This is a genomic window from Hydrogenophaga sp. LT287 (assembly GCF_055702805.1).
This window is the reverse complement of the sequence record NZ_JBVPZC010000001.1, coordinates 226,437-248,004: the sequence shown is the minus strand read 5'-3', so window position 1 is coordinate 248,004 and position 21,568 is coordinate 226,437. Positions and strand designations below refer to the sequence as shown.

Genomic DNA, 21,568 nt, shown 5'->3' with positions numbered 1-21,568 from the left:
GGCGGCTGTACCGAATCCCTTCATTGCCAGATGCCGACTGCCCTCCTCGTGAGCGCTCTTCAAAAGGTCACCCATGCTTGAGTCCCAGCCCTATCCGCCCAAACTCACGGCCCGCCAGCAGCAGATTCTGGAACTCATCCAGACAGCCATTGCACGCACCGGCGCGCCGCCCACCCGCGCAGAAATTGCCACAGAGCTGGGCTTCAAATCGGCCAATGCGGCAGAAGAGCATTTGCAGGCCCTTGCCCGCAAGGGCGTGATTGAGCTCGTCAGCGGCACATCGCGCGGCATCCGCCTGCGCAGCGAAGACCTTCAATCCATCAACAACTCACGGGGACGCCAGCTTACACTGCCGCTCCCCAGCCTCGCCCAGCTGATGCTGCCTCTCATTGGCCGTGTGGCGGCTGGCTCGCCCATCCTCGCTCAAGAGCACGTGGACCAGACCTACCACGTTGAGCGCAGCCTGTTTCAACGCACACCCGACTACTTGCTCAAGGTGCGGGGCATGTCCATGCGCGATGTTGGCATCATCGACGGTGACTTGCTCGCCGTACAGGCCACCAAAGAAGCCAAGAATGGCCAGATTGTGGTGGCTCGCCTGGGTGAGGACGTAACCGTCAAACGCTTCATGCGCCGGCAACACCTCATTGAGCTGCACGCTGAAAATCCAGACTACAAGACCATTGTGGTCGAGCCTGGTGAGCCCTTTGAAATTGAAGGACTGGCCGTGGGCCTGATCCGAAACAGCTTCCAAGTCTGACCCGCAGGGGTTCACGTCGCCTCAGCAGGTGGCGGGCGTTTGGTCCGGAAGGCGGTTTTTGCACTGCCTGAACGGCACAACCCTGCGTTGGCGATTCCTTTAGCAATCCTGCCTGTGTTCAACCCCTTTTGGAGTTTCGCATGGGAATCCGTTTCACGACCAACACTTGGCGCGCGCCGCTGCAGCTCATCGACAGCTGGCTGCCCGCACCTACTGTGATTAAGCAAGCCAAGACCGCCCCGAAAGTTGTGCAACTGTTCACCCGCGCGGGCTGGCTCGGTCGCAACACCACCACAGCCGCTGCCGCAGCGGCAAATGACCCGACCAGCCCGCATGCGCCATCGGCGCACCGGCCATCTCGGGTGCGTGTGGTGCGCAACACCGACGCTGGCGCAAGTTGCCGAATGGACGCCCGCCTCGTGATCTCCGGACGCATCAACGATGTGTGTGCCGAACTCGACAGGCTCGCTGCGCTCGAAAACCAAGCACGCCGTCAGCGCGCCTGAGAGCCCTGCACAACGACAAGCCAACGCCCACCCCGGCGATGCGGAACAAGTCCCACCCCGGTGCACGCCCCCTTATCAGTAGGGGTTGCAAGGCGTGAACCGCAGACATAGCCGAGACAATGGCGGGTATTGACAGCGCCGCAAGCTGACCGAGACGGAGATGCGCTCGCCGTGTAGACATTTCTTGAGCACCGCACTGAGGGCCGCACTGGTTGGAGCGCACTTCACAAGGTAACCAGGTGCGTACCGCACAGCAATCGCACTTGGGCATGCGGGCACAATAGAGCCCATGAATATTGTGATCCTTGATGATTATCAAGACGCTGTCCGCAAGCTGCGTTGTGCCGAAAAGTTGGAACCTTACCCGGCCAAAGTTTTCACCAACACGGTCAAGGGCGTGGGTCAACTGGCTGTGCGCTTGCGTGATGCAGATGTCTTGGTGCTGGTTCGGGAAAGAACGCAAGTCACGCGGCAGCTGATTGAAAAATTGCCGCGCTTGAAGCTGATCGCTCAGACTGGGCGCGTCGGCTCGCACCTGGACGTGGCGGCTTGTACCGAACGGGGGATTGCGGTGGCTGAGGGCGTGGGTTCGCCGGTGTCCACAGCTGAGCTGACTTGGGCGTTGATCATGGCGTCCATGCGCCGCATCCCCCAGTACGCAGCCAACCTCAAGCACGGTGCCTGGCAGCAGTCGGGCCTCAAGGCCGCGTCCATGCCCGTCAACTTCGGGCTGGGCATGGCACTCAAAGGCAAAACGCTGGGCATCTGGAGCTATGGACGCATCGGTTCTCTGGTGGCGGGCTACGGCCGGGCGTTTGGCATGCGGGTCATCGTCTGGGGCAGCGAAACATCGCGGGCTCGGGCGCTGTCTGACGGCTACGATGTGGCCACCAGCAAAGAAGGTTTCTTTGAAACGGCCGATGTGCTTTCGCTCCACCTTCGCCTGGGTGACAGCAGTGCTGGTTGCGTGACGCTGGAAGACCTTTCGCGCATGAAGCCCACCTCGCTGCTGGTGAACACATCCAGGGCTGAGCTCATTGCACCCGAGGCGCTGCTGGCTGGGCTGAACCGCGGGCGCCCCGGCATGGCAGCCGTGGACGTATTTGAATCAGAACCAATTCTTCAAGGGCACGCGCTGCTGCGCCTGGAAAACTGCATTTGCACACCGCACATCGGCTATGTCGAGCAAGACAGCTACGAGGCTTACTTTGCCTCAGCCTTTGACAATGTGGTCAATTACATCAAGGGCACACCCACCAACATCGTGAACCCGGGCGCCCTACAGGTTCGACGCTGATACCAAGCCATCGAGCTGGCAGAAATCGCGCATAAAAAAGCCGGGCTAGCCCGGCTTTTTCCCATCAGTCCGTTAGCTCAAGACGTCAAAGCACAACCAACCTCAAGCTTTGTCAGACGGCTTCGGAGCGGGCTTGACATCCTCATCGGTCATGAAGTCAAGCATCTCGAAATCAATCAGATTGTCCATCGGCTCACGGCCCGCGCTTCGTGGTGGCGGTTCTGGCTGGGCTGTTGGCTCCACCAGCACGGACACCTCCGGCAAAGAGGCTTCGAATGCTGAAAACTCTGACAAATCGTTCAAATCAACATCGAGACCCAGGCGCGGAGAAGCTGGCGGTGCGGTGTCAAAGGGCTCGGTATCGCGCCCCCCTGCGGCCTCAGCAGATGCAATGAGTTTTCCAGCGGCCTTCAACGGCTGAACAGCCGTGTGCTGAAAGTCGTTGGGCGCATGGGCTGCCGCCACATCGCGCTTGATCATGTCCTTGGCCATCGCATGCAACAGCAACAGCTCGCGGTAGGCCTCAAGGTCAAATACCTCAGAGTCGGGATCGTTAGGGTCCCGGAAGATGGATTGCTCGATGACATCCAGCACCCGGGGCTGTGGCCACAGCGCCTGAATACGTCCAAATGCGGTCTCGTAAGCCTCAAGACCAAGGCTCTCGTCTGAATACTGGTCAAAAGGAGGAGCCCCCGCATTGAATACGTGGTTGAACTCCTCGCGTGAACGCTCGTAGTCGGCTTTGCGTCCAAGACGGTGGTAAATCTTGAGCAGATCCAGATAGGCCAACGCACTGGGCTCATGGCTCTCGATGAGATGGCTGCGCAAGACTTGAATGGCCTGTTCGTCTTCACCCAGCGAAACGAAAAAGTCAGCCTGCTGCTGGACGTCGAACAACTCTTCGGTGGCAACCGAGCGCGAGGCGCCAATCATGCTGGGCGCAAAATCTCGCTTCTCTTTTTCTTCCCTCAAGGGTGCCGGTGCGCTTTCATCGAGCGGCGACAAGCTGTCTTGCCCCTTGCGAGCACCCTTGGCAGAAGCAGCTCCGCGCTTGTAGGCACCAAACGAAGATTCCCGGCCGAGGTCAAGATCCAAGTCAAGATCAACATCAAGGTCTTCTGGCGCCGCTTTGGACGCTGCTTTCTCAGCCTTGTTTCCGCCTTCAGAAGCCCACCAAGCCTTGACAGCGTCCGCCCCCGAAGCCTGATCGCGGCGGCGCCACAGGGCGGCCAATGCCATCAAGGCCAACAGCAGCGCAGCACCCAGCAGGTAGACCAGCCAGTTCATGTAGCGCTCGGCTTTGGCAGCCTCCAGTTTGCTGCTCAGCTCGGCAATGGCCGCCTTGCTTTGGTTCTCCGCATCGCGCAAGCCTTTTGACTCGGTCTCAAGCACAGACAGCTTCTGTGCATCGCTCAAGATTTCTTCGGGAGACGCGTTGATGGCCTTCCAGAGCAGCGCGGCAGCGGCTCGGGTTTCGTCGGATGTCGTGGGCTCGCTCAACAGCGAAATGGACATCTTGAGCACGGGATCGCGCTCAATCGCCAAACTCAGATCGACCGCCTCCAGCTGCAAACGCGGGGTGTTTTCTGCCGGGGGTGCCACGGGCCGACGCACCACGCTGGGCGCTTTGGGCCTGGGTGGACGAGCCACGGGCTGGGCAGACTGGACATCGGCCAATGGCCTGGCACTTGGCGCACGAACGGCTTGTTGATCGCCAACAATGGTGGCAGGGGCGGCGTCTGAGAGACCACGAGCACCTGCGGCAGTGCCGCCTGCAAGCGCAGCGTTTACGGAGGGCAAACGCTCAGGTGAAGCGAGGGAACCGGCTCCGACCCGGCCGTCTGTTGCGGGTGTAGGCGCTGGCTGTACCGCCGGTTCGGTGATCGGGTCCGCCAACAAAACGAATCGCCGAGTAAATGGCGTGTTGCACCCCGCCCTGACATACACGGTGACGATGGGCTCGTTCACGGCCTGAAAAGACTGGATCCGGACAAAACCTTCCGCTTCGGATGTTGTTTTTTGCGGCGTGCTGCGCACCTGGCTACCCGGCACCTGGGCGTCGCCGTAAAACACGTCTGACCCGATACACAAACCGCCAATGTCTTCGCCGGGTGCCAGCAAGACCTGTACCCTCACGTCCAACGGGCGGCCGATGACAGCCGCGCCACTGTGCCTTCCGAGCGTCACAGCGGCACTGCTCACCGCAGTTGATAGCAAAATACAGCCTACCCAGATCTGGCGCACGTCAGACATCCTTGTTTTCAATGTTGGAACATTTTGTCATGGCTTGCTCTGGCCGAAACCCGAATAACACTTTCATATGCAATCCATCTTTAAAACCGTGGGAATAGTTGGCACCGGTGCCATGGGCCGGGGCATCGCGCAAATGGCCGCGCAGGCTGGCAGCCAAGTGCTGTTGTTCGATGTGCAATCGGGCGCTGCCGAGGCGGCCATGAAGGCGCTGCAAAGCACCTGGCAAACGCTGCAGACCAAAGGCAAGCTCGATGAAAGCCAAGTGGGGACCTATGTCGCCAGGCTTCAGATCGCGGAATCGGTGGCCGCGCTGGCTTCGTGCGACCTGGTGGTGGAAGCTGTGGTGGAGCGACTTGACGTAAAACAACGTCTGTTTGCGGAACTCGAAGACATCGTGAGCCCAACGGCTGTGCTCGCCACCAACACCTCGTCGCTGTCGGTGACGTCGATTGCTGCCGCCCTGAAGCGGCCGGGCCAGCTCGCTGGTTACCATTTTTTCAATCCGGTTCCCCTGATGCGGGTGGTAGAGGTGATTGCGGGCCTGAAAACCAGCGATGTGGTCTGCCAGCAACTGACGGACTACACCCGGCAATTTGGGCATACCCCTGTATCGGCACAAGACACCCCGGGCTTTATCGTCAATCACGCGGGGCGCGGTTACGGCACCGAGGCCTTGCGTGTCGCGGGCGAACGCGTGGCCGATTTCGCCACCATTGACCGCATATTGAAGGACCAGATGGGCTTTCGGCTCGGTCCATTTGAGCTGATGGACCTGACGGCGCTGGATGTCTCGCACCCGGTGATGGAGTCCATCTACCGACAGTATTACGACGAACCCCGTTACCGCCCCAGCGTGATCACGGCGCAGCGCCTGGCAGGTGGTGTGGTGGGCAAAAAGGTGGGCGAAGGCTTTTACAAATACGAGGCGGGTGTGGCCCAAGTGCCCCCTGAGCCTGCTGCGCCGGTGGTGGCCGAACTGCCGCCGGTCTGGGTGTCGCCCAAGGCCGCCCGGCGCGCCGAGCTGTACCAGTTGCTGAAAAATCTGGGGGCCAGCATTGAAACCGGCGCTGCGCCGTCCAGCCAAGCGCTGATTTTGGTGGCGCCCCTGGGTCTGGATGTGACCACGCTCGCCGCCGTGGAGCGGCTGGACGCGACCCGCACGATGGGCATTGACATGATGCTGGACGACGCAGCCACCAAGCGCCGCGTGCTGGCGACCAACCCGGCCACCCGCCCCGACATGCGCGATGCGGCGCACGCCCTCTTCGCCCGCGACGGCAAGGCCGTCAGCGTGATCCGCGACAGCGGCGGTTTCGTCACGCAGCGCGTGGTGGCCACCATCGTCAACATTGCCGCCGACATGTGCCAGCAAGGCATCTGCACACCCGCAGACCTGGACGTGGCGGTGACACTCGGCCTGGGTTACCCCATGGGTCCGCTGGCCATGGGGGATCGCATCGGGCCCACCAATGTGCTGGAAGTTCTGTTCAATATGCAAACGGTGTACGGCGACACGCGCTACCGCCCCTCGCCCTGGCTGCGCCGCCGTGGCGCCCTGGGCTTGAGCCTGACGCACGAGGAGGAATAACGATCCCTGCGGCGCTTCGCGCCTTCACCCCAGGATGGAGCACACCGGCGGCCGGCACAGCCCGTTCCACGGTGTGAGCCCAGCCAACCTCTGCGAAATTTTTGAAAGGGTATCCCTTGACCGCCAGCCTCAAGAGCCACAGCCATGGTCAGACCATGGTGTTGACCATCAGCAACCCCGAACACCGCAACGCCCTGGGCCCTGACCTGTATGCCGCTGGCGTGGAAGCCCTCAACGTGGCAGAGAGCAGCCCCGAGGTCCGCAGCGTCGTCATCACCGGCGAGGGCAACCACTTCTGCGCGGGCGGCAACCTGCAGCGGCTGATGGCCAACCGCCAACAGCCTCCCGAGGTGCAGGCGCAAAGCATTGAGGGCCTGCACAACTGGATCGAAACCATCCGCGCCTTTCCCAAGCCGGTGGTGGCCGCGGTGGAAGGCTCTTGCGCAGGGGCAGGTTTTTCACTGGCATTGGCCTGCGACATGGTGGTGGCCGCGCACAACAGCGTGTTCGTCATGGCCTACAGCAACGTGGGTTTGTCCCCAGACGGCGGTGCCACCTGGAGCCTTATGCGCGCCATGCCAAGGGCCACCGCGCTGCAGTTGTTGATGGGTGGCGAGCGCATCTCGGCCGAGCGCCTGCAGCAGTTGGGCGTGATCAATGCGGTCAGCGGCACCGGTGAAGCGCTGGGCGATGCCCTGGCTTTGTGCGAGCGGCTCAGCGCGCGCGCGCCGAATGCGCTGGCCAGCATCAAAGAGCTGGCGAACGACGCGCCCACCGTGAGCCTGCATACCCAACTGGGCCATGAGCGCGACCACTTCGTGCGCAACCTGCACCACGGCAATGCGGGCGAAGGCATTGCGGCCTTCATGGAAAAGCGCCCAGCGAACTACCGCTGAAGCGCTGCGACAGGCCGCCCCGCCCAGCGCACGGGACGCTTGCGGGACAGCCCTGGCTACTTTACCCACGCAGTCGCCCGGTCTCTGTGGCGACAATCATCCCGTTTTCAGTCACTCATAAGACAGCCCATGGACGAACCGATTCTGACAATGGAAGAACGCGAGGCGATCAACAGTGGTCGCTGGTTCAGCAGCCTTTCACCCTCCCTGCGTCACGACATACTCCGATGCGCCTACGTCAAGCGATTCAAAGACAGCGACCTGATCGTTGCCCGCGGCGACCCGCCCACCGAGTGGACGGCAGTGGCCAAGGGTGCGGTGCGCGTGAGCTCGACCTCGCTCTCGGGCAAACAGATCACGCTGACCTATGTGGAGCCCGGTGTGTGGTTTGGCGATGTGGCCATGTTCGACGGCGACCAGCGCACGCACGATGCCTACGCCCACGGTCCCACCACCCTGCTCTGCGTGGCCCGCAACGATTTTCAAAAGATTCTGAGCGTGCATGTGGAGCTGTACGAAGCGCTGATGCGTTTGCAGGCGCGGCGCATCCGCACCCTGTTTGGTCTGGTGGAAGACCTGAACACCCTGCCCCTGCGCGCCCGGCTGGCCAAACAGCTGCTGCACCTGGTGCGCAGCTACGGTGTGCCGTGTCTGTCGGACGGCAACGAAATGCGCATCGGCCTGCAGCTGGCGCAAGAAGAACTGGCGCAACTGCTGGGCGCTTCACGCCAGCGCGTCAACCAGGAACTCAAGTCGATGGAGCGCGAGGACGCGATCCGCATCGAGCAGGGCGGGCTGGTGGTGCGCAACCGCGAGATGCTGATGCGCATCGCCGAAGCCGACGCCTGAACGCTGCAGCCGAACAGGCGCGGGGAGTCTGGGCTCCTATTTTTTCTCTCACGAGGCTTCCCGCATGAGCGATACGGAAAATTTCACCGGCACCCGCCCGGTGTCAGACCAGCACGTCTTTGACACAGCCGCCCTGCAACAGTGGTTGCAAGTCCACCTGCCCAGCTTCAGTGGGCCGCTGATGGTGGAAATGTTCAAAGGTGGCCAGTCCAACCCGACCTACAAACTCATCACGCCTGAGCGGTCTTACGTGATGCGCGCCAAGCCTGGCCCGGTGGCCAAGCTCTTGCCATCGGCCCACGCCATCGAGCGGGAATTTCGGGTGATGAGCGCACTGCACGGCACGGGCGTGCCGGTGGCGCAAATGCACGTGCTGTGCGAAGACGAGTCTGTCATCGGTCGCGCCTTTTACGTCATGGAGTGTGTGGATGGCCGGGTCATGTGGGACCAAGCCCTGCCCGACATGACCCGCGAGCAGCGCGGCGCGATTTACAACGAAATGAACCGCGTCATGGCCGCCCTGCACACGGTGGATCCGATCGCCATCGGGCTGGAAAGCTACGGCAAGCCGGGCAATTACTTTGAGCGCCAGATCGGCCGCTGGAGCAAGCAGTACGAGGCGTCCGTCACGCAACCCATTGCCGAGATGGACCGACTCATGGCCTGGCTGCCAGACAACATTCCGGCCATGGCGCGCGACGCGTCCCTGGTGTCGGTGGTGCATGGCGACTACAGGCTCGACAACCTCATGTTCCACCCCACCGAGCCGCGCGTGCTGGCCGTGCTGGACTGGGAGTTGTCCACCCTGGGCCACCCGCTGGCCGACTTCAGTTACCACTGCATGGCCTGGCACATACCGCCGGGTTTGTTTCGCGGCATTGGCGGACTCGACGTGCAGGCGCTGGGCATTCCCACCGAGGCCGACTACATCGCCCTGTATTGCGAGCGCACCGGCTTCGCCACGCCCGAGCAGTTGAAGGCCGACTGGAATTTTTACCTCGCTTACAACATGTTCCGCCTGGCGGCCATCTTGCAGGGCATTGCCAAGCGGGTCGAAACCGGCACCGCGTCCAGCGCACAGGCGGTGAAGTCTGCCGCGGGCGCCCGACCCATGGCCGAACTGGCCTGGCGCTTTGCCCAAACGTCTTGAAACCTCACACCCCCATCACCACCCCCAAGGAGCCACGATGAACTTCGATTACACAGACAAAGTCAAGGACATGCGCGCTCGCCTGCTCGCCTTCATGGACGAGCACATCTACCCGAATGAAGCCCGCTTCTTCGCCGAAATTGCGGCCAACCGCGCCAAGGGCAATGCATGGATCCCCACCACCCTGATTGAAGAGCTCAAGCCCAAAGCCCGCGCCGCTGGTTTGTGGAACCTGTTCCTGCCCAAAAGCCCGCGCGCACCCGAAGGACTGTCCAACCTCGAATACGCCCCCATGTGCGAAATCATGGGTCGGGTACCGTTTGCTGCCGAGGTGTTCAACTGCTCGGCGCCCGACACCGGCAATATGGAAACCTTTGAGCGCTACGCCAGCGAAGAACTGAAAGACCAATGGCTGGAACCCTTGCTCAAGGGTGAGTTTCGATCAGCCTTCCTCATGACCGAGCCCGAAGTGGCCTCGTCAGACGCGACCAACATCCAGTGCCGCATCGAGCGCGACGGCGACGAGTACGTGATCAACGGCCGCAAGTGGTGGTCGTCCGGCGCCGGCGACCCACGCTGCGCGGTGTACATCGTCATGGGCAAGACCAACCCCGACGCGCCCCGGCACTCACAACAGTCCATGATCATCGTGCCGTCCAACAGCAAAGGCATCACCATCGTGCGCCCGCTGTCGGTGTTTGGCTACGACGACGCGCCCCATGGCCACATGGAAGTGCTGCTGGAAAACGTGCGCGTTCCCGTGGGCAACTTGCTGCTCGGCGAAGGCCGCGGCTTTGAAATTGCCCAAGGCCGCTTGGGCCCCGGACGCATCCACCACTGCATGCGCTCCATCGGCGCTGCCGAGCGTGCGCTTGAACTGATGTGCCAGCGCCTAAACACACGCATTGCCTTTGGCAAACCGGTGTCGGCCCAGTCGGTCTGGCACGAACGCATTGCCGACGCACGCTGCCGAATTGAAATGGCCCGCCTGCTCACGCTCAAGGCCGCCTACATGATGGACACCGTGGGCAACAAGGTGGCCAAGGCGGAAATCGCCATGATCAAAGTGGTGGCACCCAACATGGCCTGCGACATCATCGACATGGCCATCCAGGCCCACGGCGGTGGCGGCGTGAGCGACGACTTCCCGCTGGCCTACAGCTACGCGAGCCAGCGCACCTTGCGCCTGGCAGACGGCCCGGACGAAGTGCACCGCCAATCCATAGCCAAACTGGAACTGGCCAAGCACATGGTGGTGAAGACCGATGTGGACGTGCCGGTCACGCGCGGCTGCTGAAACACACCCACCCCTTAGCGGCCAAACAGTTCCACTGCGCGGCGGCTGAGGTGTTCAAAGCTTGTCAGCATGCTCAAGGCGGCGCCATGGTGACCCCGCCCGGCATTTCCCATGCGCAAGTACGTTTTGCCGCGCATCAGCATCAACACAACGGGCATGTGTTCATCACCATCAGGAGGCCAGTTCATCAGCTGCTCCAAACCCTCGCCAGCAAGCCAATGCCGCGCCATTTCGGGCGCATCGGTGAGCACCGCGTAGCGACGCCAAAAATCGTTCTCCGGGCCCGCCCATCCCGCATCGCGAAACATGGACAACCAACGCAGTTCTTCAGGCAAAGCCTTGGCCGTGGTGTGCACCGTATCGGTCACATCCGAATACAGGCTGTTGGCCTGGGCTTCCAGGGCGCGTTTGAGCGCACGGTTCATCACGACCACCGAACCATCAAAGCGAAGCCCGAGATCGGCTTTAGCCAACACCGCCATGCCGTCGATGTAGTCCCTCGTAGACGCTGCTCGCTCGGCACGAAACGGCCGATCAAGCAAGCGGCCGGACATGGCCCAACCGCCACCCCAAACCGAGCCAAAGTCCAGAGACCGATCGCGAGCCCACTGCGCCAACGCTGCGTCGCGCTCACGTCCGTTCGTGCGGTTGCCCATGGCGGCTTTCAGGCGTTCAAACATTGGCGTATTTTTACTCTGGGAATCTTGGGAAAATGATCCATCCGATGCAACAGCGAAAGGCCGTACAACCATGATCGACGTCTATTCTTGGCCCACACCGAACGGACACAAGGTCCACATCATGCTGGAAGAGTGTGGTTTTCGGTTGGGGCGCGACTGGCAGGTTCACCCCGTCAACATCGGTCAGGGCGATCAGTTCAGCCCGGAATTTTTGAAGATCAGCCCCAACAACAAAATACCGGCCTTGGTCGACCCTCATGGGCCCGATGGAAAACCCATCAGCCTGTTTGAGTCTGGCGCGATCCTGCTTTACCTCGCATCCAAAACGGGCAAGCTTCTGCCCAAATCCGACCGCGCAAAATTTAAAACCCTGGAATGGCTGATGTTTCAGATGGGAGGTCTGGGTCCCATGCTGGGGCAAGCGCACCACTTCCGCATTTACGCGCCCGAAAAAATTGAGTACGCCGTGAACCGCTACACCAACGAAGCCAAGCGGCTGTACGGTGTGATGGACCGGCAGTTGATCACCCAGAAATTTATCTCGGGCAATCAGTACACTGTGGCCGACATCGCCATTTTTCCCTGGCTGCGCAGTTGGCAAAATCAGGGCATCGACTGGGCCGATTATCCGCACCTGAAAGACTGGTTCGAGAAGATCGCTGAACGTCCCGCCGTGCAGCGCGGCGTGGCGGTGCTGGCGGACGCACGCAAGCCACTGACCGACGACAAGGCCCGCGACACCCTGTTCGGACAGGGCCAATACAAAAAACGTTGAATAAAACCAGGAGCGGCACAAAATACCCCTCCAAAGTGTCTATAATTCGAAGCTTAGTCGGAGCGTAGCGCAGCCTGGTAGCGCATCTGCTTTGGGAGCAGAGGGTCGCGAGTTCGAATCCCGCCGCTCCGACCATAGAAAACGAAAAAGGCCCACTCTGTGGGCCTTTTTTCATTGTCTCTTCGCGATCTTCGTTCTTGTCTGCCCGTAGCTCAACCGGATAGAGCAGCTGCCTTCTAAGCAGCAGGTCGGGGGTTCGAGTCCCTCCGGGCAGGCCATTGTTCGCCGAGGCGTACCGCCACATCTCCTTCGGTGGCGGGTCATGGCCGCAAGCCCCCCCCCTCACACCCCTATCGACCGAACAGGACTGTGGATTTCCGTTGGAGGAAACCTGTGTACAGCGTTCATTCTCCAAAACGGGAATCAAGGGTTTTCACCCATCGGCATTCATGGCTTCATGCAATATATTGCGTGTCAATCCATGAAAAAAGTTCGCAAACTCAAAATCCTTGTTGGCACGATGACCAACACCGCCGAATACGTGGCGCAAGCCATTGAGATGGACTGCGCCGAGCTGGTTGATGTCATCGAGGTGCAGATGATGGACGGACTGGACATCAGCACCTTTGACGAAGATGCACTATATGTCATCTGCACATCCACTTATGGTGCGGGCGACGTGCCCGACAACGCCCAGGCGCTGTACGCCTCGCTGGAGAGCCACCCTCGCTTTCTGGGCGCTGTGCGTTATGGCGTGATCGCGCTGGGTGACAGCGCTTACCCCCAGACCTTTTGCAATGGCGGACGCCGTTTTGACGAGCGTTTGACCGATCTGGGCGCCGTTCGAATCGGAGAGATTTTTCTCCACGATGCTTCGGCAGGCACGGAACCGGAGACCGAGGGTGTGGCCTGGTGCCGGGAGTGGCTGCCCATTGCACTGGCTGCAAGCTGATCGCCATCCACTTCCGTGCTCACCAGTAGCCATTTACACATCAATACTTTAGGCTTCAAGTACGGGTAAGTCACTATCCCCAAAGCAGCCCGACGCGCCTACATTGATGCGCTGAACCATAACCCCAACCAGGAGACTGACCATGACCACCCGCCGACTTGTTCTTACCCGCAGCGCCGCCGTGATCGGCGCCGCATCCACCGGCCTGCTGCTGCCCCAAATCGTGCGTGCACAGTCCGACAAGCTACGCGTCGGCTTCATGTTGCCCTACACCGGGACCTTTGCTCAGCTGGGGGTGGCCATTGAAAATGGGTTTCGCATGGCCTTGAACGAACAAGGCGGCAAACTGGGTGGCCGCGAGGTGGAGTTCTTCAAGGTAGATGATGAATCCAATCCGGCCAAGGGCATTGAAAACGCCACCCGACTGGTGCAGCGCGACAAGGTGGACGTGCTGGTCGGCACGGTGCATTCGGGTGTGCAAATGGGCATTCACAAGGTGGCACGCGACACCGGTGTGCTCAACCTGATTCCCAACGCCGGCGTGCATGTGGCCACGCGCGCCCAGTGCTCACCCAACGTGTTCCGTACCTCGTTCTCCAACTCGCAGCCTACGCTGGCCCTGGGCAAAGCCATGGTGGACCGCGGCCACAAAAAGGCCGTGTGGATCACCTGGAACTACGCGGCAGGCGACGAGGCTTATGAGGGGTTTGAGAAAAGCTACACCGAGGCGGGCGGCACCATCATCAAGAAACTCGGCCTGCCCTTCCCCAACGTGGAATTCCAGGCCCTGCTGACCGAGATCGCCTCGCTCAAGCCCGACGCCGTGGCCTGCTTCTTCGCCGGTGGTGGCGCAGCCAAGTTCATGCGCGACTTCCACGCCGCGGGCCTGAGCAAGAACATTCAGCTGTATGGCTCGGGCTTCCTGACCGAAGGCGTGCTGGAAGCCGCCGGCCCAGCCGCCGATGGCGTGTTGACCACCATGCACTACAGCGACTCGCTGGACACACCGCGCAACAAGCAGTTCCGCCTGGATTACGCCAAGGCTTTCCGCATGCAGCCCGATGTGTACGCGGTGCAAGGTTACGACACCGGTCTGCTGCTGATCAGGGGCGCCAACGCGGTCAAAGGCGATATGTCCAACAAGAAAGCGCTGTACGCCGCCATGGAAGGTGCGGTGATTGACAGCCCGCGCGGCAAATGGACCATGAGCAAGGCCCACAACCCGATTCAGGACATGTACCTGCGCCAGGTATCCAACAAAGAAAACAAGGTACTTGGCATTGCGGCCAAAGCCGTGGCCGACCCGGCCACCGGTTGCCGCATGGGCTGAACCTCCACCCCACCCACAGAAGCCACCCACAAACAGGCCCCGCAAGGGCCTGTTTGACGGGAATGTTTTGCCCATTTCCGAGCCCATTGCCCCCTTATGGATTTCGCCAACTTCCTGATTCAGTTGCTCAACAGCCTGCAATATGGCTTGTTGCTGTTCATGCTGGCCGCTGGCCTCACACTGATTTTCGGGATCATGGGCGTGGTGAACCTCGCCCACGGCAGCTTCTACATGTTGGGCGCCTACATGGCCTGGTTTCTGGCCACCCAGTTTGACAGCCTGGTGCTGGCCATTCTGGTGGGCACGGTGATCGCCGTGGCGCTGGGCTGGGTGCTGGAATGGCTGCTGTTTCGACATTTTTACCACCGCGACCACTTGGACCAGGTGCTGCTCACCTTCGGTCTGATCTACATCTTTGAAGAGGTGCGTTCCATTCTTTGGGGCGACGACGTGCACGCGGTGCAGGTGCCCGAGCTGGTGAACTGGTCCATTCCGCTGACAGAAAACCTTTCTTATCCCATTTACCGGTTGGTGATTTCAGCGGTGTGCGTGGGCTTGGCGCTGGGGCTGTACCTGCTGATTTCCAAAACCCGCCTGGGCATGAAAATCCGCGCCGGTGCCTTCAACCGGGAAATGACCGAAGCGCTGGGTATCAACATCCGCTTGATTCATGGCGTGGTGTTTGCGCTGGGCGTGGCGCTGGCCGCCATCGCCGGCATGATCGCCTCGCCCATCGCCAGCGTGTACCCCGGCATGGGCAGCTCGGTGCTGATCATGTGTTTTGTCGTGGTCGTGATTGGCGGCATCGGCTCGGTGCGCGGCGCCCTGGTGGCCGCCTTGCTGGTGGGCCTGGTGGACACCTTTGGCAAGGTGCTGGTGCCCCAGATTGCCGGCATGGCGGTTTACATGCTGATGGCCGGTGTGCTGCTCTACAAGCCCGAAGGCTTGTTCAAACAATGATGACGACCCTATGAGCTCCCCCAAAGCCACCCTCGAATTGCTGCCCAAGAGCGTGCAGGTGCTGCTGGGTACCGGTGCCCTGGCCCTGGCCGCCTTCCCGTTTGTCCCGGTGGAAGGCAGCGACTTCTATCTGCAAATGCTTTCGCAAATGATGATCCTGGCCATCTTTGCCATGAGCCTCGATTTGCTGCAAGGCGTCACCGGCATGGTCTCGCTCGGCCATGCGGCCTACTTCGGCCTGGCAGGCTATGCACTGGCCTTCTTGACGCCTGCCGACACGCCCATCAGCCTGTGGTGGGCGCTGCCTGTGTCGGCGCTGGGCGCTGGCCTGGCCGCGCTGATCATTGGTTTCTTCGTGGTCCGCACCCACGGCATCTACTTCATCATGGTCACCATGGCGTTCGCGCAAATGGTGTTCTTCCTGTTTTTTGACAACAAGGCTCTGGGCGGCTCGGACGGCCTGTACGTGAACTTCCGGCCCGACGCAACGCTGTTTGGCTGGACCGGCATCGATCTGGAAAACAAGACCACCTTCTATTACTTCACGCTGGCCGTGCTGGTGCTGGTGTATGCGTTTCTGCGGCGCCTGCTGTTCTCGCCTTTTGGCCGGGTGCTCTCGGGCATTCGGGTGAACGAACACCGTATGCGCGCCGTGGGCTACGGCACCTTTGGCTACAAGCTGGCGGCCTTCACGCTGGCGGGCTCGCTGGCCGGCGTGGCAGGTTTTTTGTGGGCCGCACAAACGGGCTACGTGAACCCCGAACTGATGGGTTTTCACATGAGCGCGCACGCCATCATGATGGTGATTCTGGGCGGCATGGGCAACTTTGCCGGCGCCATCGTGGGCGCTTTTGCGTTTGAATACGTCATGCATTTCTTCAAAGACCTGACCAAACACTGGCAACTGCTCATGGGTGGTTTCATTGTGCTGGTGGTGGTGCTGGCGCCGCGTGGCCTGCTGGGTCTGGGCGAGCGCCTGTTGGGCAAGAAAGAACATTGAAGCCATGTCCGAACTGCTGCTCTCAGCCCAACACCTCACCAAGCGCTTCGGCGGTCTGGCCGCGGTCAACGACGTGTCGGTCGATCTGTTTCGCGACCGCATCCACGCGGTGATTGGCCCCAACGGCGCGGGCAAATCGACCCTGACCAACCTGCTTTCAGGCGACCTGCCCCCCACCTCGGGGCGCATCACGCTCAATGGCGTCGAAACCGCAAGCCAAAGCCCTGAGCGCATTTCGCGTCTGGGCCTGGGCCGCAGCTACCAGAAGACCAACATTTTTCTGCCCTTCACCGTGTGGGACAACGTGCGCCTGGCCGCGCAGTCCAGCGAACGCCACTCGCCCTGGAACCCCCTGCGCTGGCTGGGCCGCGCCGACCAGCTGCGCGCGGTGAACCAGCGCTGCGAACGCGCCCTGGAGCTCGCCGGCCTCACCCACCGCGGCCCCACGGTGGCGGGCACCATCAGCCACGGCGAACAGCGCCAGCTGGAAATTGCCATGACGCTGGCCACAGAGCCCACCGTGCTGCTACTGGACGAACCCCTGGCCGGCATGGGCCAGGCCGAAGCCGAAAGCATGGTGGCGCTGTTGCAAAAACTCAAAAAAGACCACGCCATGATGCTGGTGGAACACGACATGGACGCTGTCTTTGCGCTGGCCGACCAGCTCACCGTGATGGTCAATGGCCAGGTGATTGCCAGCGGCACGCCTGCGCAGGTCCGCGCCGACCCCGCTGTGCAAGCCGCCTACTTGGGCGAGGAGCACGCATGAGCACCACGGCATTGATTCAAGCCACCGGCTTGAACACCCACTACGGCGCCAGCCACATCCTGCGCGGCATGAACTTCACCGTCGGCGAGGGCCAAACCATTGGTCTGATGGGCCGCAACGGCATGGGCAAAACGACCCTGCTCAAATCCATCATGGGTATCGTCAAACCCAGCGGCGGCAGCGTGCAGATCAAGGGCAAGGACATGACCGGGGGTTCAACCTTCGAGATTGCCCGCCAGGGCCTGGCCTATGTGCCCGAAGGCCGCGGCATTTTTGGCAACCTGAGCGTGCGTGAAAACCTGGTGATGGCCGCCCGCGCAGGCACCCAGGGACAACGCGACTGGACCTACGAGCGCGTGCTCGACACCTTCCCGCGCCTGGCCGAGCGCCTGAACCACGGCGGCCAGCAACTCAGCGGTGGCGAACAGCAGATGCTCACCATTGGACGGGCGCTGATGACCAACCCCGACGTGCTCATTCTGGACGAGGCCACCGAAGGCCTGGCACCCCTGATTGCCCGGGAAATCTGGCGCATTTGCGGCGTCATTCGCGAAAGCGGCATCAGCAGCGTCATCGTGGACAAAAACTGGAAACACGTGACGCAAATTACCGACCGCAACGTGATTCTGGTGAAAGGCGAAGTGGCCTTTGAAGGCAGTTCGGAAGAACTGTTGGCCAAGCCGGAATTGCTGGAACAGTACCTGGGGGTCTGATCAGACGATTTCCGTGCGGCCTCAGAGCAACGGTCTGAGCTCCCTGGCGGCATCCAGCAGCAACGGCAGCAAATCCTTGCGCATCACCGCCGGCTCTAGCCGCTCGGGCGAGGCCACCACGTTGAGCGCCGCCACGGTTTTGCCTTGCATGTTGCGCAGCGGAACCGCCAGTGCGTGCACGCCCAACTCATGCTCTTCGCTCGCCACAGCAAAGTCATCCATCCGAACCTGAGCCACGATGGCGCGGAACGCCTTGTGGTCCACCGTGGTCAGTGGTGTCAGGCGGGCCAGCTCGCGCCCCTTGAGCCATGCGCTGAAGGCGGCACGCGGCAAGGCCGCCAGCAACACCCGCCCGGTGGAGGTGGCGTGCACCGGCAGGCGCGCACCCAGGTGCAGGCCGTAGGCCATGAGCCGCTGGCCGCCAATGGAGGCGCTGCGCGCCACGATCACCACCTCATCGCCGTCCAGCACCACCGCAGAAAAGGACTCGCGGGTCTGTGCTGCCAACCGGTTCAGGGTGGGCTGCAACAACCGCGGTAAACGAGCGGAAGCCAGGTAGCTGCCCGAAAAACGCAACACTTTGGCCGACAACCAGTAATGGCTGCCGTCGGTGTCCAGGTAGCCCAGATAGGCCAGCGTCAGCAAGTGGCGCCGCGCGGCCGCCCGCGTCAGGCCAGCGCGCTCTGCCGCCTGGGTGGCGTTCAGGCGCTGGCGTTCGGTGTCAAAGCTCTCCAGCACCGCCATGCCTTTGGCCATGCCTTCGATGAAGTCGGCCTTCGCGATTTGGTTGGGTTCATTGCTCATACCGCGCGATGATCGCACAAGACATTCAATCACCGCGCAATAGGGCACATGCAGTCTTGTGTTGCAACCGCGGTGTTTTTAAGCTTCATCTTGTATTTCAGCAACGTCCTGCCGGTGGCCATTGAACCGCCGCAAGCCGTCACCGCTCACCCCCACAGGAGACCTTCTTCATGCGTACCCAAGTTGCCATCATCGGCGCAGGCCCCTCCGGCCTGTTGCTCGGACAGTTGCTTCACAAAGCCGGCATCGACGCCATCATCGTCGAGCGCCAGAGCCCCGACTACGTGCTCGGACGCATCCGCGCGGGCGTGCTGGAACAGGTGGCCATCGACCTGCTGGACGAGGCTGGCGTGGGCCGGCGCATGCATACCGAGGGGTTGGTGCACAGCGGATTTGACATGCTGTTCAACGGTGAGCGCCACCGCATCGATCTTGAAAAGCTCACCGGCGGCAAAAAAGTGATGGTGTACGGCCAGACCGAAGTCACGCGCGACCTCATGGACGCGCGCACCGCCGCCGGTCTGCCCACGGTGTACGAGGCTTCGAATGTGCAGGTGCACGATTTCGACACCCAAACGCCGAGCGTGACGTATGAAAAAGACGGCCAGACGCACACCGTGCATTGCGACTTTATTGCTGGCTGCGATGGCTTTCACGGCGTTTGCCGGGCCAGCGCACCGCGCAACGCCATCAAGGAATACGAAAAGGTGTACCCGTTTGGCTGGCTCGGCTTGCTGTCGGACACACCGCCTGTGCACCACGAATTGATTTACGTGAACCACCCGCGCGGCTTTGCCCTGTGCTCACAGCGCAGCGCCACCCGCAGCCGCTATTACCTGCAGGTACCGCTGACCGACAAAGTGGAACAGTGGAGCGACGAGGCATTTTGGAACGAACTGAAATTGCGCCTGGACCCGGAGGCCGCCGCCAAGCTGGTGACCGGCCCAAGCATCGAAAAAAGCATTGCACCGCTGCGCAGCTTTGTGACCGAGCCGCTGCGCTTTGGCCGCATGTTTCTGGCGGGAGACGCCGGCCACATCGTGCCGCCCACCGGCGCCAAGGGCCTGAACCTGGCGGCCACCGATGTGAAGTACCTGTCCAGCGCTTTCGTCGAGTTTTACCAAGACAAAACCGAAGCCGGCATTGACAACTATTCCGAGCGCTGTCTCAAGCGCATCTGGCGCGCCGAGCGTTTCTCCTGGTGGTTCACGTCGATCATGCACAACTTCGATGGTGAAGGTGCCATCAACGGCAAGCTGCAACAGGCCGAGCTGGACTACCTGATGCACTCCGAATCGGGCTTGCGCACGATTGCTGAAAACTACGTGGGACTGCCCCTGAACTTTGGGGAATGAGCGCCTGGGCAAGATATCTGTCGCCTGCGTTCGGATACCGGAACGACATGGCGGTACATTGACGAAAACGTCAACCGGTACCGCCATGGCATCCTCTGTCGAATCTCCCAGCAAAACCCTCAAACCGCTGCGCGGCGTGCGCGTCCTCAGCCTGGCACTGAACCTGCCCGGGCCGGCCGCGCTCATGCGGCTCAAAGCCATGGGCGCCACCTGCCTCAAAGCCGAGCCGCCGGCGCCCAAGGGCGCACCGGCTGGCACCAGCGGTGACCCGATGGGGCAATACAACCCGCAGGCCTACGCCACGATGCACAGTGGCATCAAGGTGCTGAGCATCGATTTGAAAACCGACAAGGGGCAAGCGGCACTGCACAAGGAACTGGCACGCACCGACCTGCTGATCACCTCGTTCCGCCCCTCGGCTTTGGTCAAGCTCGGCCTGGGCTGGAAGGCGCTGCACAAGGCCTACCCAGCGCTGTCGGTGGTGGCCATTGTGGGCGCGCCGGGTGTCCGCGCGGAAGAGCCAGGCCACGACCTCACCTACCTCGCCGACGCCGGCCTGGTGACCGGGCTTGAGCTGCCCGCCACACTGTTTGCCGACATGGGCGGCGCGTTGATGGCCAGCGAGGCCGCGCTCAAGGCCGTGCTTGCGCAAAAGACCAGCGGCAAAGGCTCGTTTCAGGAAGTGGCACTGTCAGACGCCGCCGCCTGGCTCGCCCTGCCCCGACACTGTGGTCTCACGCAGCCCAAGGGTGCCGTGGGCGGTGCGCACGCAGGCTACCGCGTGTACCCCTGCAAAGACGGCCGCGTGGCTGTGGCCGCACTGGAACCGCACTTTGCAGCGGCACTGTGCAGTGCGGCCAGCGTACCGATGACCGGTATGGCCACGCTGTTTCAGCCTGCCACACACGCCGCCATTGCCGCGTTCCTGGCCAGCCAAACCCGCAAACAGCTCGACAAGCTGGCTGCAGCAAAAGACATTCCGCTGCACACCTTGGCGGGCTGAGGGCCGCGTCAGCGCTGGGTGGGATCGGGTGACAGCACCCGCTGAGCCCAAGCCGGCAGGGGCTCAGCCTGCCAGACCACCCAACCCGCCCGCAACCGCGCCACCAGCCGAGGCGGCTGAAACGTATCGCCAGCGGGTCGGGATGTGTCGTACAGCAACGCCAGATCTGCCCGGCGCACCGCCACACCCAGGTGGCGCACCGTGCGCGGGTAGCGCCCCAAAATGCGCTCGGGCGGTACCGGGTGGCCGCCCTCCTCCACGCGCCGGCTCACGCGGCCCAGCAATTGCTGCGGGTCGTCAACGCACACCACCAGCAGCACCACAGAGAAACCGGCTCGCCGGGCTGCGGCCATCAAATCGAGCTTGGAGGTGTGCGAAAACACGGTTTCGCTAGCGAACGAAAGCCCCTTGGCCAGACACTCGGCCCGCCGAGCGTCAGCCCATGCCCGGGCCTGCAACGAGCGCGCCTGCGGATCTGCCAGGTGCTGCAAATGGGCCGCCTCGTACAGGTCAGCGTTCACAAATTCCGCTGAAACGGGGATCAGACGCTCTGCCACAGCCGCACGGTAGAGGGTGGATTTGCCAGCGCCGTTGGGCCCGGCCAGCAAGTAGAAAACCGGGGCTGGCACGC

Annotated in this window: 21 protein-coding genes and 2 tRNA genes; 19 read left to right on the top strand and 4 right to left on the bottom strand. The window is 61.8% G+C overall.

Features of this window, described 5'->3' with window-relative positions; all coding sequences use genetic code 11:
• Nucleotides 1-73: 73 nt before the first annotated feature.
• From lexA to AC0GNR_RS01165, 3 genes are all read left to right on the top strand, one after another.
• Nucleotides 74-760, top strand: coding sequence for a transcriptional repressor LexA (gene lexA, locus AC0GNR_RS01175; RefSeq protein ID WP_472899180.1), 687 nt, complete (start codon nucleotides 74-76; stop codon nucleotides 758-760).
• Nucleotides 761-900: 140 nt separating this feature from the next.
• Nucleotides 901-1,266 carry a hypothetical protein gene (locus AC0GNR_RS01170; protein ID WP_472899179.1) on the top strand — a complete coding sequence of 122 codons (366 nt, stop codon included), beginning with the start codon at nucleotides 901-903 and terminating at the stop codon, nucleotides 1,264-1,266.
• A gap of 289 nt (nucleotides 1,267-1,555) precedes the next feature.
• Entirely contained in the window at nucleotides 1,556-2,563 is a 1,008-nt protein-coding gene (locus AC0GNR_RS01165) for a D-2-hydroxyacid dehydrogenase family protein (RefSeq protein WP_472899178.1), read from the top strand.
• A 102-nt stretch (nucleotides 2,564-2,665) separates the two neighbouring features.
• On the opposite strand, the gene AC0GNR_RS01160 is transcribed toward AC0GNR_RS01165, so the two are convergent.
• Nucleotides 2,666-4,816 (bottom strand): hypothetical protein, encoded by a 2,151-nt coding sequence (locus tag AC0GNR_RS01160; protein WP_472899177.1) that lies wholly within the window; start codon nucleotides 4,814-4,816, stop codon nucleotides 2,666-2,668.
• 67 nt (nucleotides 4,817-4,883) lie between these two features.
• Here AC0GNR_RS01160 and AC0GNR_RS01155 point away from each other — a divergent pair, with 67 nt between their 5' ends.
• The 5 genes from AC0GNR_RS01155 (at nucleotide 4,884) to AC0GNR_RS01135 (ending at nucleotide 10,596) form a co-directional block, all read left to right on the top strand.
• Nucleotides 4,884-6,404 carry a 3-hydroxyacyl-CoA dehydrogenase gene (locus AC0GNR_RS01155; protein ID WP_472899176.1) on the top strand — a complete coding sequence of 507 codons (1,521 nt, stop codon included), beginning with the start codon at nucleotides 4,884-4,886 and terminating at the stop codon, nucleotides 6,402-6,404.
• A 116-nt stretch (nucleotides 6,405-6,520) separates the two neighbouring features.
• Complete coding sequence (locus AC0GNR_RS01150) at nucleotides 6,521-7,300, top strand: oxepin-CoA hydrolase, alternative type (RefSeq protein ID WP_472899175.1); 780 nt, start codon at nucleotides 6,521-6,523, stop codon at nucleotides 7,298-7,300.
• A 129-nt stretch (nucleotides 7,301-7,429) separates the two neighbouring features.
• On the top strand, nucleotides 7,430-8,149 hold the full coding sequence (locus tag AC0GNR_RS01145; protein WP_472899174.1) for a Crp/Fnr family transcriptional regulator: 720 nt from the start codon (nucleotides 7,430-7,432) through the stop codon (nucleotides 8,147-8,149).
• 64 nt (nucleotides 8,150-8,213) lie between these two features.
• On the top strand, nucleotides 8,214-9,299 hold the full coding sequence (locus AC0GNR_RS01140; protein ID WP_472899173.1) for a phosphotransferase family protein: 1,086 nt from the start codon (nucleotides 8,214-8,216) through the stop codon (nucleotides 9,297-9,299).
• A gap of 37 nt (nucleotides 9,300-9,336) precedes the next feature.
• Nucleotides 9,337-10,596 (top strand): acyl-CoA dehydrogenase family protein, encoded by a 1,260-nt coding sequence (locus AC0GNR_RS01135; protein ID WP_472899172.1) that lies wholly within the window; start codon nucleotides 9,337-9,339, stop codon nucleotides 10,594-10,596.
• Nucleotides 10,597-10,610: 14 nt separating this feature from the next.
• On the opposite strand, the gene AC0GNR_RS01130 is transcribed toward AC0GNR_RS01135, so the two are convergent.
• Nucleotides 10,611-11,150 carry a hypothetical protein gene (locus AC0GNR_RS01130; RefSeq protein WP_472899171.1) on the bottom strand — a complete coding sequence of 180 codons (540 nt, stop codon included), beginning with the start codon at nucleotides 11,148-11,150 and terminating at the stop codon, nucleotides 10,611-10,613.
• Between the two features lie 196 nt (nucleotides 11,151-11,346).
• Between AC0GNR_RS01130 and AC0GNR_RS01125 the strand changes: the two genes are divergently transcribed.
• From AC0GNR_RS01125 to AC0GNR_RS01085, 9 genes are all read left to right on the top strand, one after another.
• Nucleotides 11,347-12,051 carry a glutathione binding-like protein gene (locus AC0GNR_RS01125; protein ID WP_472899301.1) on the top strand — a complete coding sequence of 235 codons (705 nt, stop codon included), beginning with the start codon at nucleotides 11,347-11,349 and terminating at the stop codon, nucleotides 12,049-12,051.
• A gap of 58 nt (nucleotides 12,052-12,109) precedes the next feature.
• Nucleotides 12,110-12,186 (top strand) — tRNA-Pro (locus AC0GNR_RS01120).
• A gap of 66 nt (nucleotides 12,187-12,252) precedes the next feature.
• A tRNA-Arg gene (locus tag AC0GNR_RS01115) sits at nucleotides 12,253-12,329 on the top strand.
• Nucleotides 12,330-12,508: 179 nt separating this feature from the next.
• Nucleotides 12,509-13,003 (top strand): flavodoxin domain-containing protein, encoded by a 495-nt coding sequence (locus AC0GNR_RS01110; protein WP_472899170.1) that lies wholly within the window; start codon nucleotides 12,509-12,511, stop codon nucleotides 13,001-13,003.
• A gap of 142 nt (nucleotides 13,004-13,145) precedes the next feature.
• A complete protein-coding gene (locus AC0GNR_RS01105) occupies nucleotides 13,146-14,333 on the top strand; it encodes an ABC transporter substrate-binding protein (RefSeq protein WP_472899169.1) in 1,188 nt (395 codons plus the stop codon).
• 96 nt (nucleotides 14,334-14,429) lie between these two features.
• Nucleotides 14,430-15,293 carry a branched-chain amino acid ABC transporter permease gene (locus AC0GNR_RS01100; protein WP_472899168.1) on the top strand — a complete coding sequence of 288 codons (864 nt, stop codon included), beginning with the start codon at nucleotides 14,430-14,432 and terminating at the stop codon, nucleotides 15,291-15,293.
• A 10-nt stretch (nucleotides 15,294-15,303) separates the two neighbouring features.
• Entirely contained in the window at nucleotides 15,304-16,293 is a 990-nt protein-coding gene (locus AC0GNR_RS01095) for a branched-chain amino acid ABC transporter permease (RefSeq protein ID WP_472899167.1), read from the top strand.
• A gap of 4 nt (nucleotides 16,294-16,297) precedes the next feature.
• The gene (locus tag AC0GNR_RS01090; protein ID WP_472899166.1) at nucleotides 16,298-17,062 is read left to right on the top strand and encodes an ABC transporter ATP-binding protein; all 765 of its coding nucleotides are present in this window, start codon (nucleotides 16,298-16,300) and stop codon (nucleotides 17,060-17,062) included.
• On the top strand, nucleotides 17,059-17,775 hold the full coding sequence (locus AC0GNR_RS01085; RefSeq protein ID WP_472899165.1) for an ABC transporter ATP-binding protein: 717 nt from the start codon (nucleotides 17,059-17,061) through the stop codon (nucleotides 17,773-17,775). Before AC0GNR_RS01090 ends, AC0GNR_RS01085 begins: the two co-directional genes overlap by 4 nt.
• A gap of 21 nt (nucleotides 17,776-17,796) precedes the next feature.
• On the opposite strand, the gene AC0GNR_RS01080 is transcribed toward AC0GNR_RS01085, so the two are convergent.
• A complete protein-coding gene (locus AC0GNR_RS01080; protein ID WP_472899164.1) occupies nucleotides 17,797-18,579 on the bottom strand; it encodes an IclR family transcriptional regulator domain-containing protein in 783 nt (260 codons plus the stop codon).
• Nucleotides 18,580-18,749: 170 nt separating this feature from the next.
• On the opposite strand from AC0GNR_RS01080, the gene pobA reads away from it, so the two are divergent.
• Nucleotides 18,750-19,934, top strand: a complete 1,185-nt coding sequence (pobA, locus tag AC0GNR_RS01075; RefSeq protein ID WP_472899163.1) for a 4-hydroxybenzoate 3-monooxygenase — start codon at nucleotides 18,750-18,752, stop codon at nucleotides 19,932-19,934.
• 85 nt (nucleotides 19,935-20,019) lie between these two features.
• The gene (locus AC0GNR_RS01070; protein WP_472899162.1) at nucleotides 20,020-20,937 is read left to right on the top strand and encodes a CoA transferase; all 918 of its coding nucleotides are present in this window, start codon (nucleotides 20,020-20,022) and stop codon (nucleotides 20,935-20,937) included.
• Between the two features lie 8 nt (nucleotides 20,938-20,945).
• On the opposite strand, the gene AC0GNR_RS01065 is transcribed toward AC0GNR_RS01070, so the two are convergent.
• Entirely contained in the window at nucleotides 20,946-21,566 is a 621-nt protein-coding gene (locus AC0GNR_RS01065) for an AAA family ATPase (RefSeq protein WP_472899161.1), read from the bottom strand.
• Between the last annotated feature and the right edge of the window lie 2 nt (nucleotides 21,567-21,568).

Bases quoted from the DNA above. Each gene is read 5' to 3' on its own strand.
- pobA (WP_472899163.1), top strand. From the start codon at position 18,750: ATGCGTACCCAAGTTGCCATCATCGGCGCAGGCCCCTCCGGCCTGTTG.
- AC0GNR_RS01155 (WP_472899176.1), top strand. From the start codon at position 4,884: ATGCAATCCATCTTTAAAACCGTGGGAATAGTTGGCACCGGTGCCATG.
- AC0GNR_RS01090 (WP_472899166.1), top strand. From the start codon at position 16,298: ATGTCCGAACTGCTGCTCTCAGCCCAACACCTCACCAAGCGCTTCGGC.
- AC0GNR_RS01085 (WP_472899165.1), top strand. From the start codon at position 17,059: ATGAGCACCACGGCATTGATTCAAGCCACCGGCTTGAACACCCACTAC.
- AC0GNR_RS01095 (WP_472899167.1), top strand. From the start codon at position 15,304: ATGAGCTCCCCCAAAGCCACCCTCGAATTGCTGCCCAAGAGCGTGCAG.
- lexA (WP_472899180.1), top strand. From the start codon at position 74: ATGCTTGAGTCCCAGCCCTATCCGCCCAAACTCACGGCCCGCCAGCAG.
- AC0GNR_RS01125 (WP_472899301.1), top strand. From the start codon at position 11,347: ATGATCGACGTCTATTCTTGGCCCACACCGAACGGACACAAGGTCCAC.
- AC0GNR_RS01070 (WP_472899162.1), top strand. From the start codon at position 20,020: ATGGCATCCTCTGTCGAATCTCCCAGCAAAACCCTCAAACCGCTGCGC.
- AC0GNR_RS01140 (WP_472899173.1), top strand. From the start codon at position 8,214: ATGAGCGATACGGAAAATTTCACCGGCACCCGCCCGGTGTCAGACCAG.
- AC0GNR_RS01160 (WP_472899177.1), bottom strand. From the start codon at position 4,816: ATGTCTGACGTGCGCCAGATCTGGGTAGGCTGTATTTTGCTATCAACT.
- AC0GNR_RS01145 (WP_472899174.1), top strand. From the start codon at position 7,430: ATGGACGAACCGATTCTGACAATGGAAGAACGCGAGGCGATCAACAGT.
- AC0GNR_RS01135 (WP_472899172.1), top strand. From the start codon at position 9,337: ATGAACTTCGATTACACAGACAAAGTCAAGGACATGCGCGCTCGCCTG.
- AC0GNR_RS01130 (WP_472899171.1), bottom strand. From the start codon at position 11,150: ATGTCCGGCCGCTTGCTTGATCGGCCGTTTCGTGCCGAGCGAGCAGCG.
- AC0GNR_RS01110 (WP_472899170.1), top strand. From the start codon at position 12,509: ATGCAATATATTGCGTGTCAATCCATGAAAAAAGTTCGCAAACTCAAA.
- AC0GNR_RS01080 (WP_472899164.1), bottom strand. From the start codon at position 18,579: ATGAGCAATGAACCCAACCAAATCGCGAAGGCCGACTTCATCGAAGGC.
- AC0GNR_RS01100 (WP_472899168.1), top strand. From the start codon at position 14,430: ATGGATTTCGCCAACTTCCTGATTCAGTTGCTCAACAGCCTGCAATAT.
- AC0GNR_RS01170 (WP_472899179.1), top strand. From the start codon at position 901: ATGGGAATCCGTTTCACGACCAACACTTGGCGCGCGCCGCTGCAGCTC.
- AC0GNR_RS01165 (WP_472899178.1), top strand. From the start codon at position 1,556: ATGAATATTGTGATCCTTGATGATTATCAAGACGCTGTCCGCAAGCTG.
- AC0GNR_RS01105 (WP_472899169.1), top strand. From the start codon at position 13,146: ATGACCACCCGCCGACTTGTTCTTACCCGCAGCGCCGCCGTGATCGGC.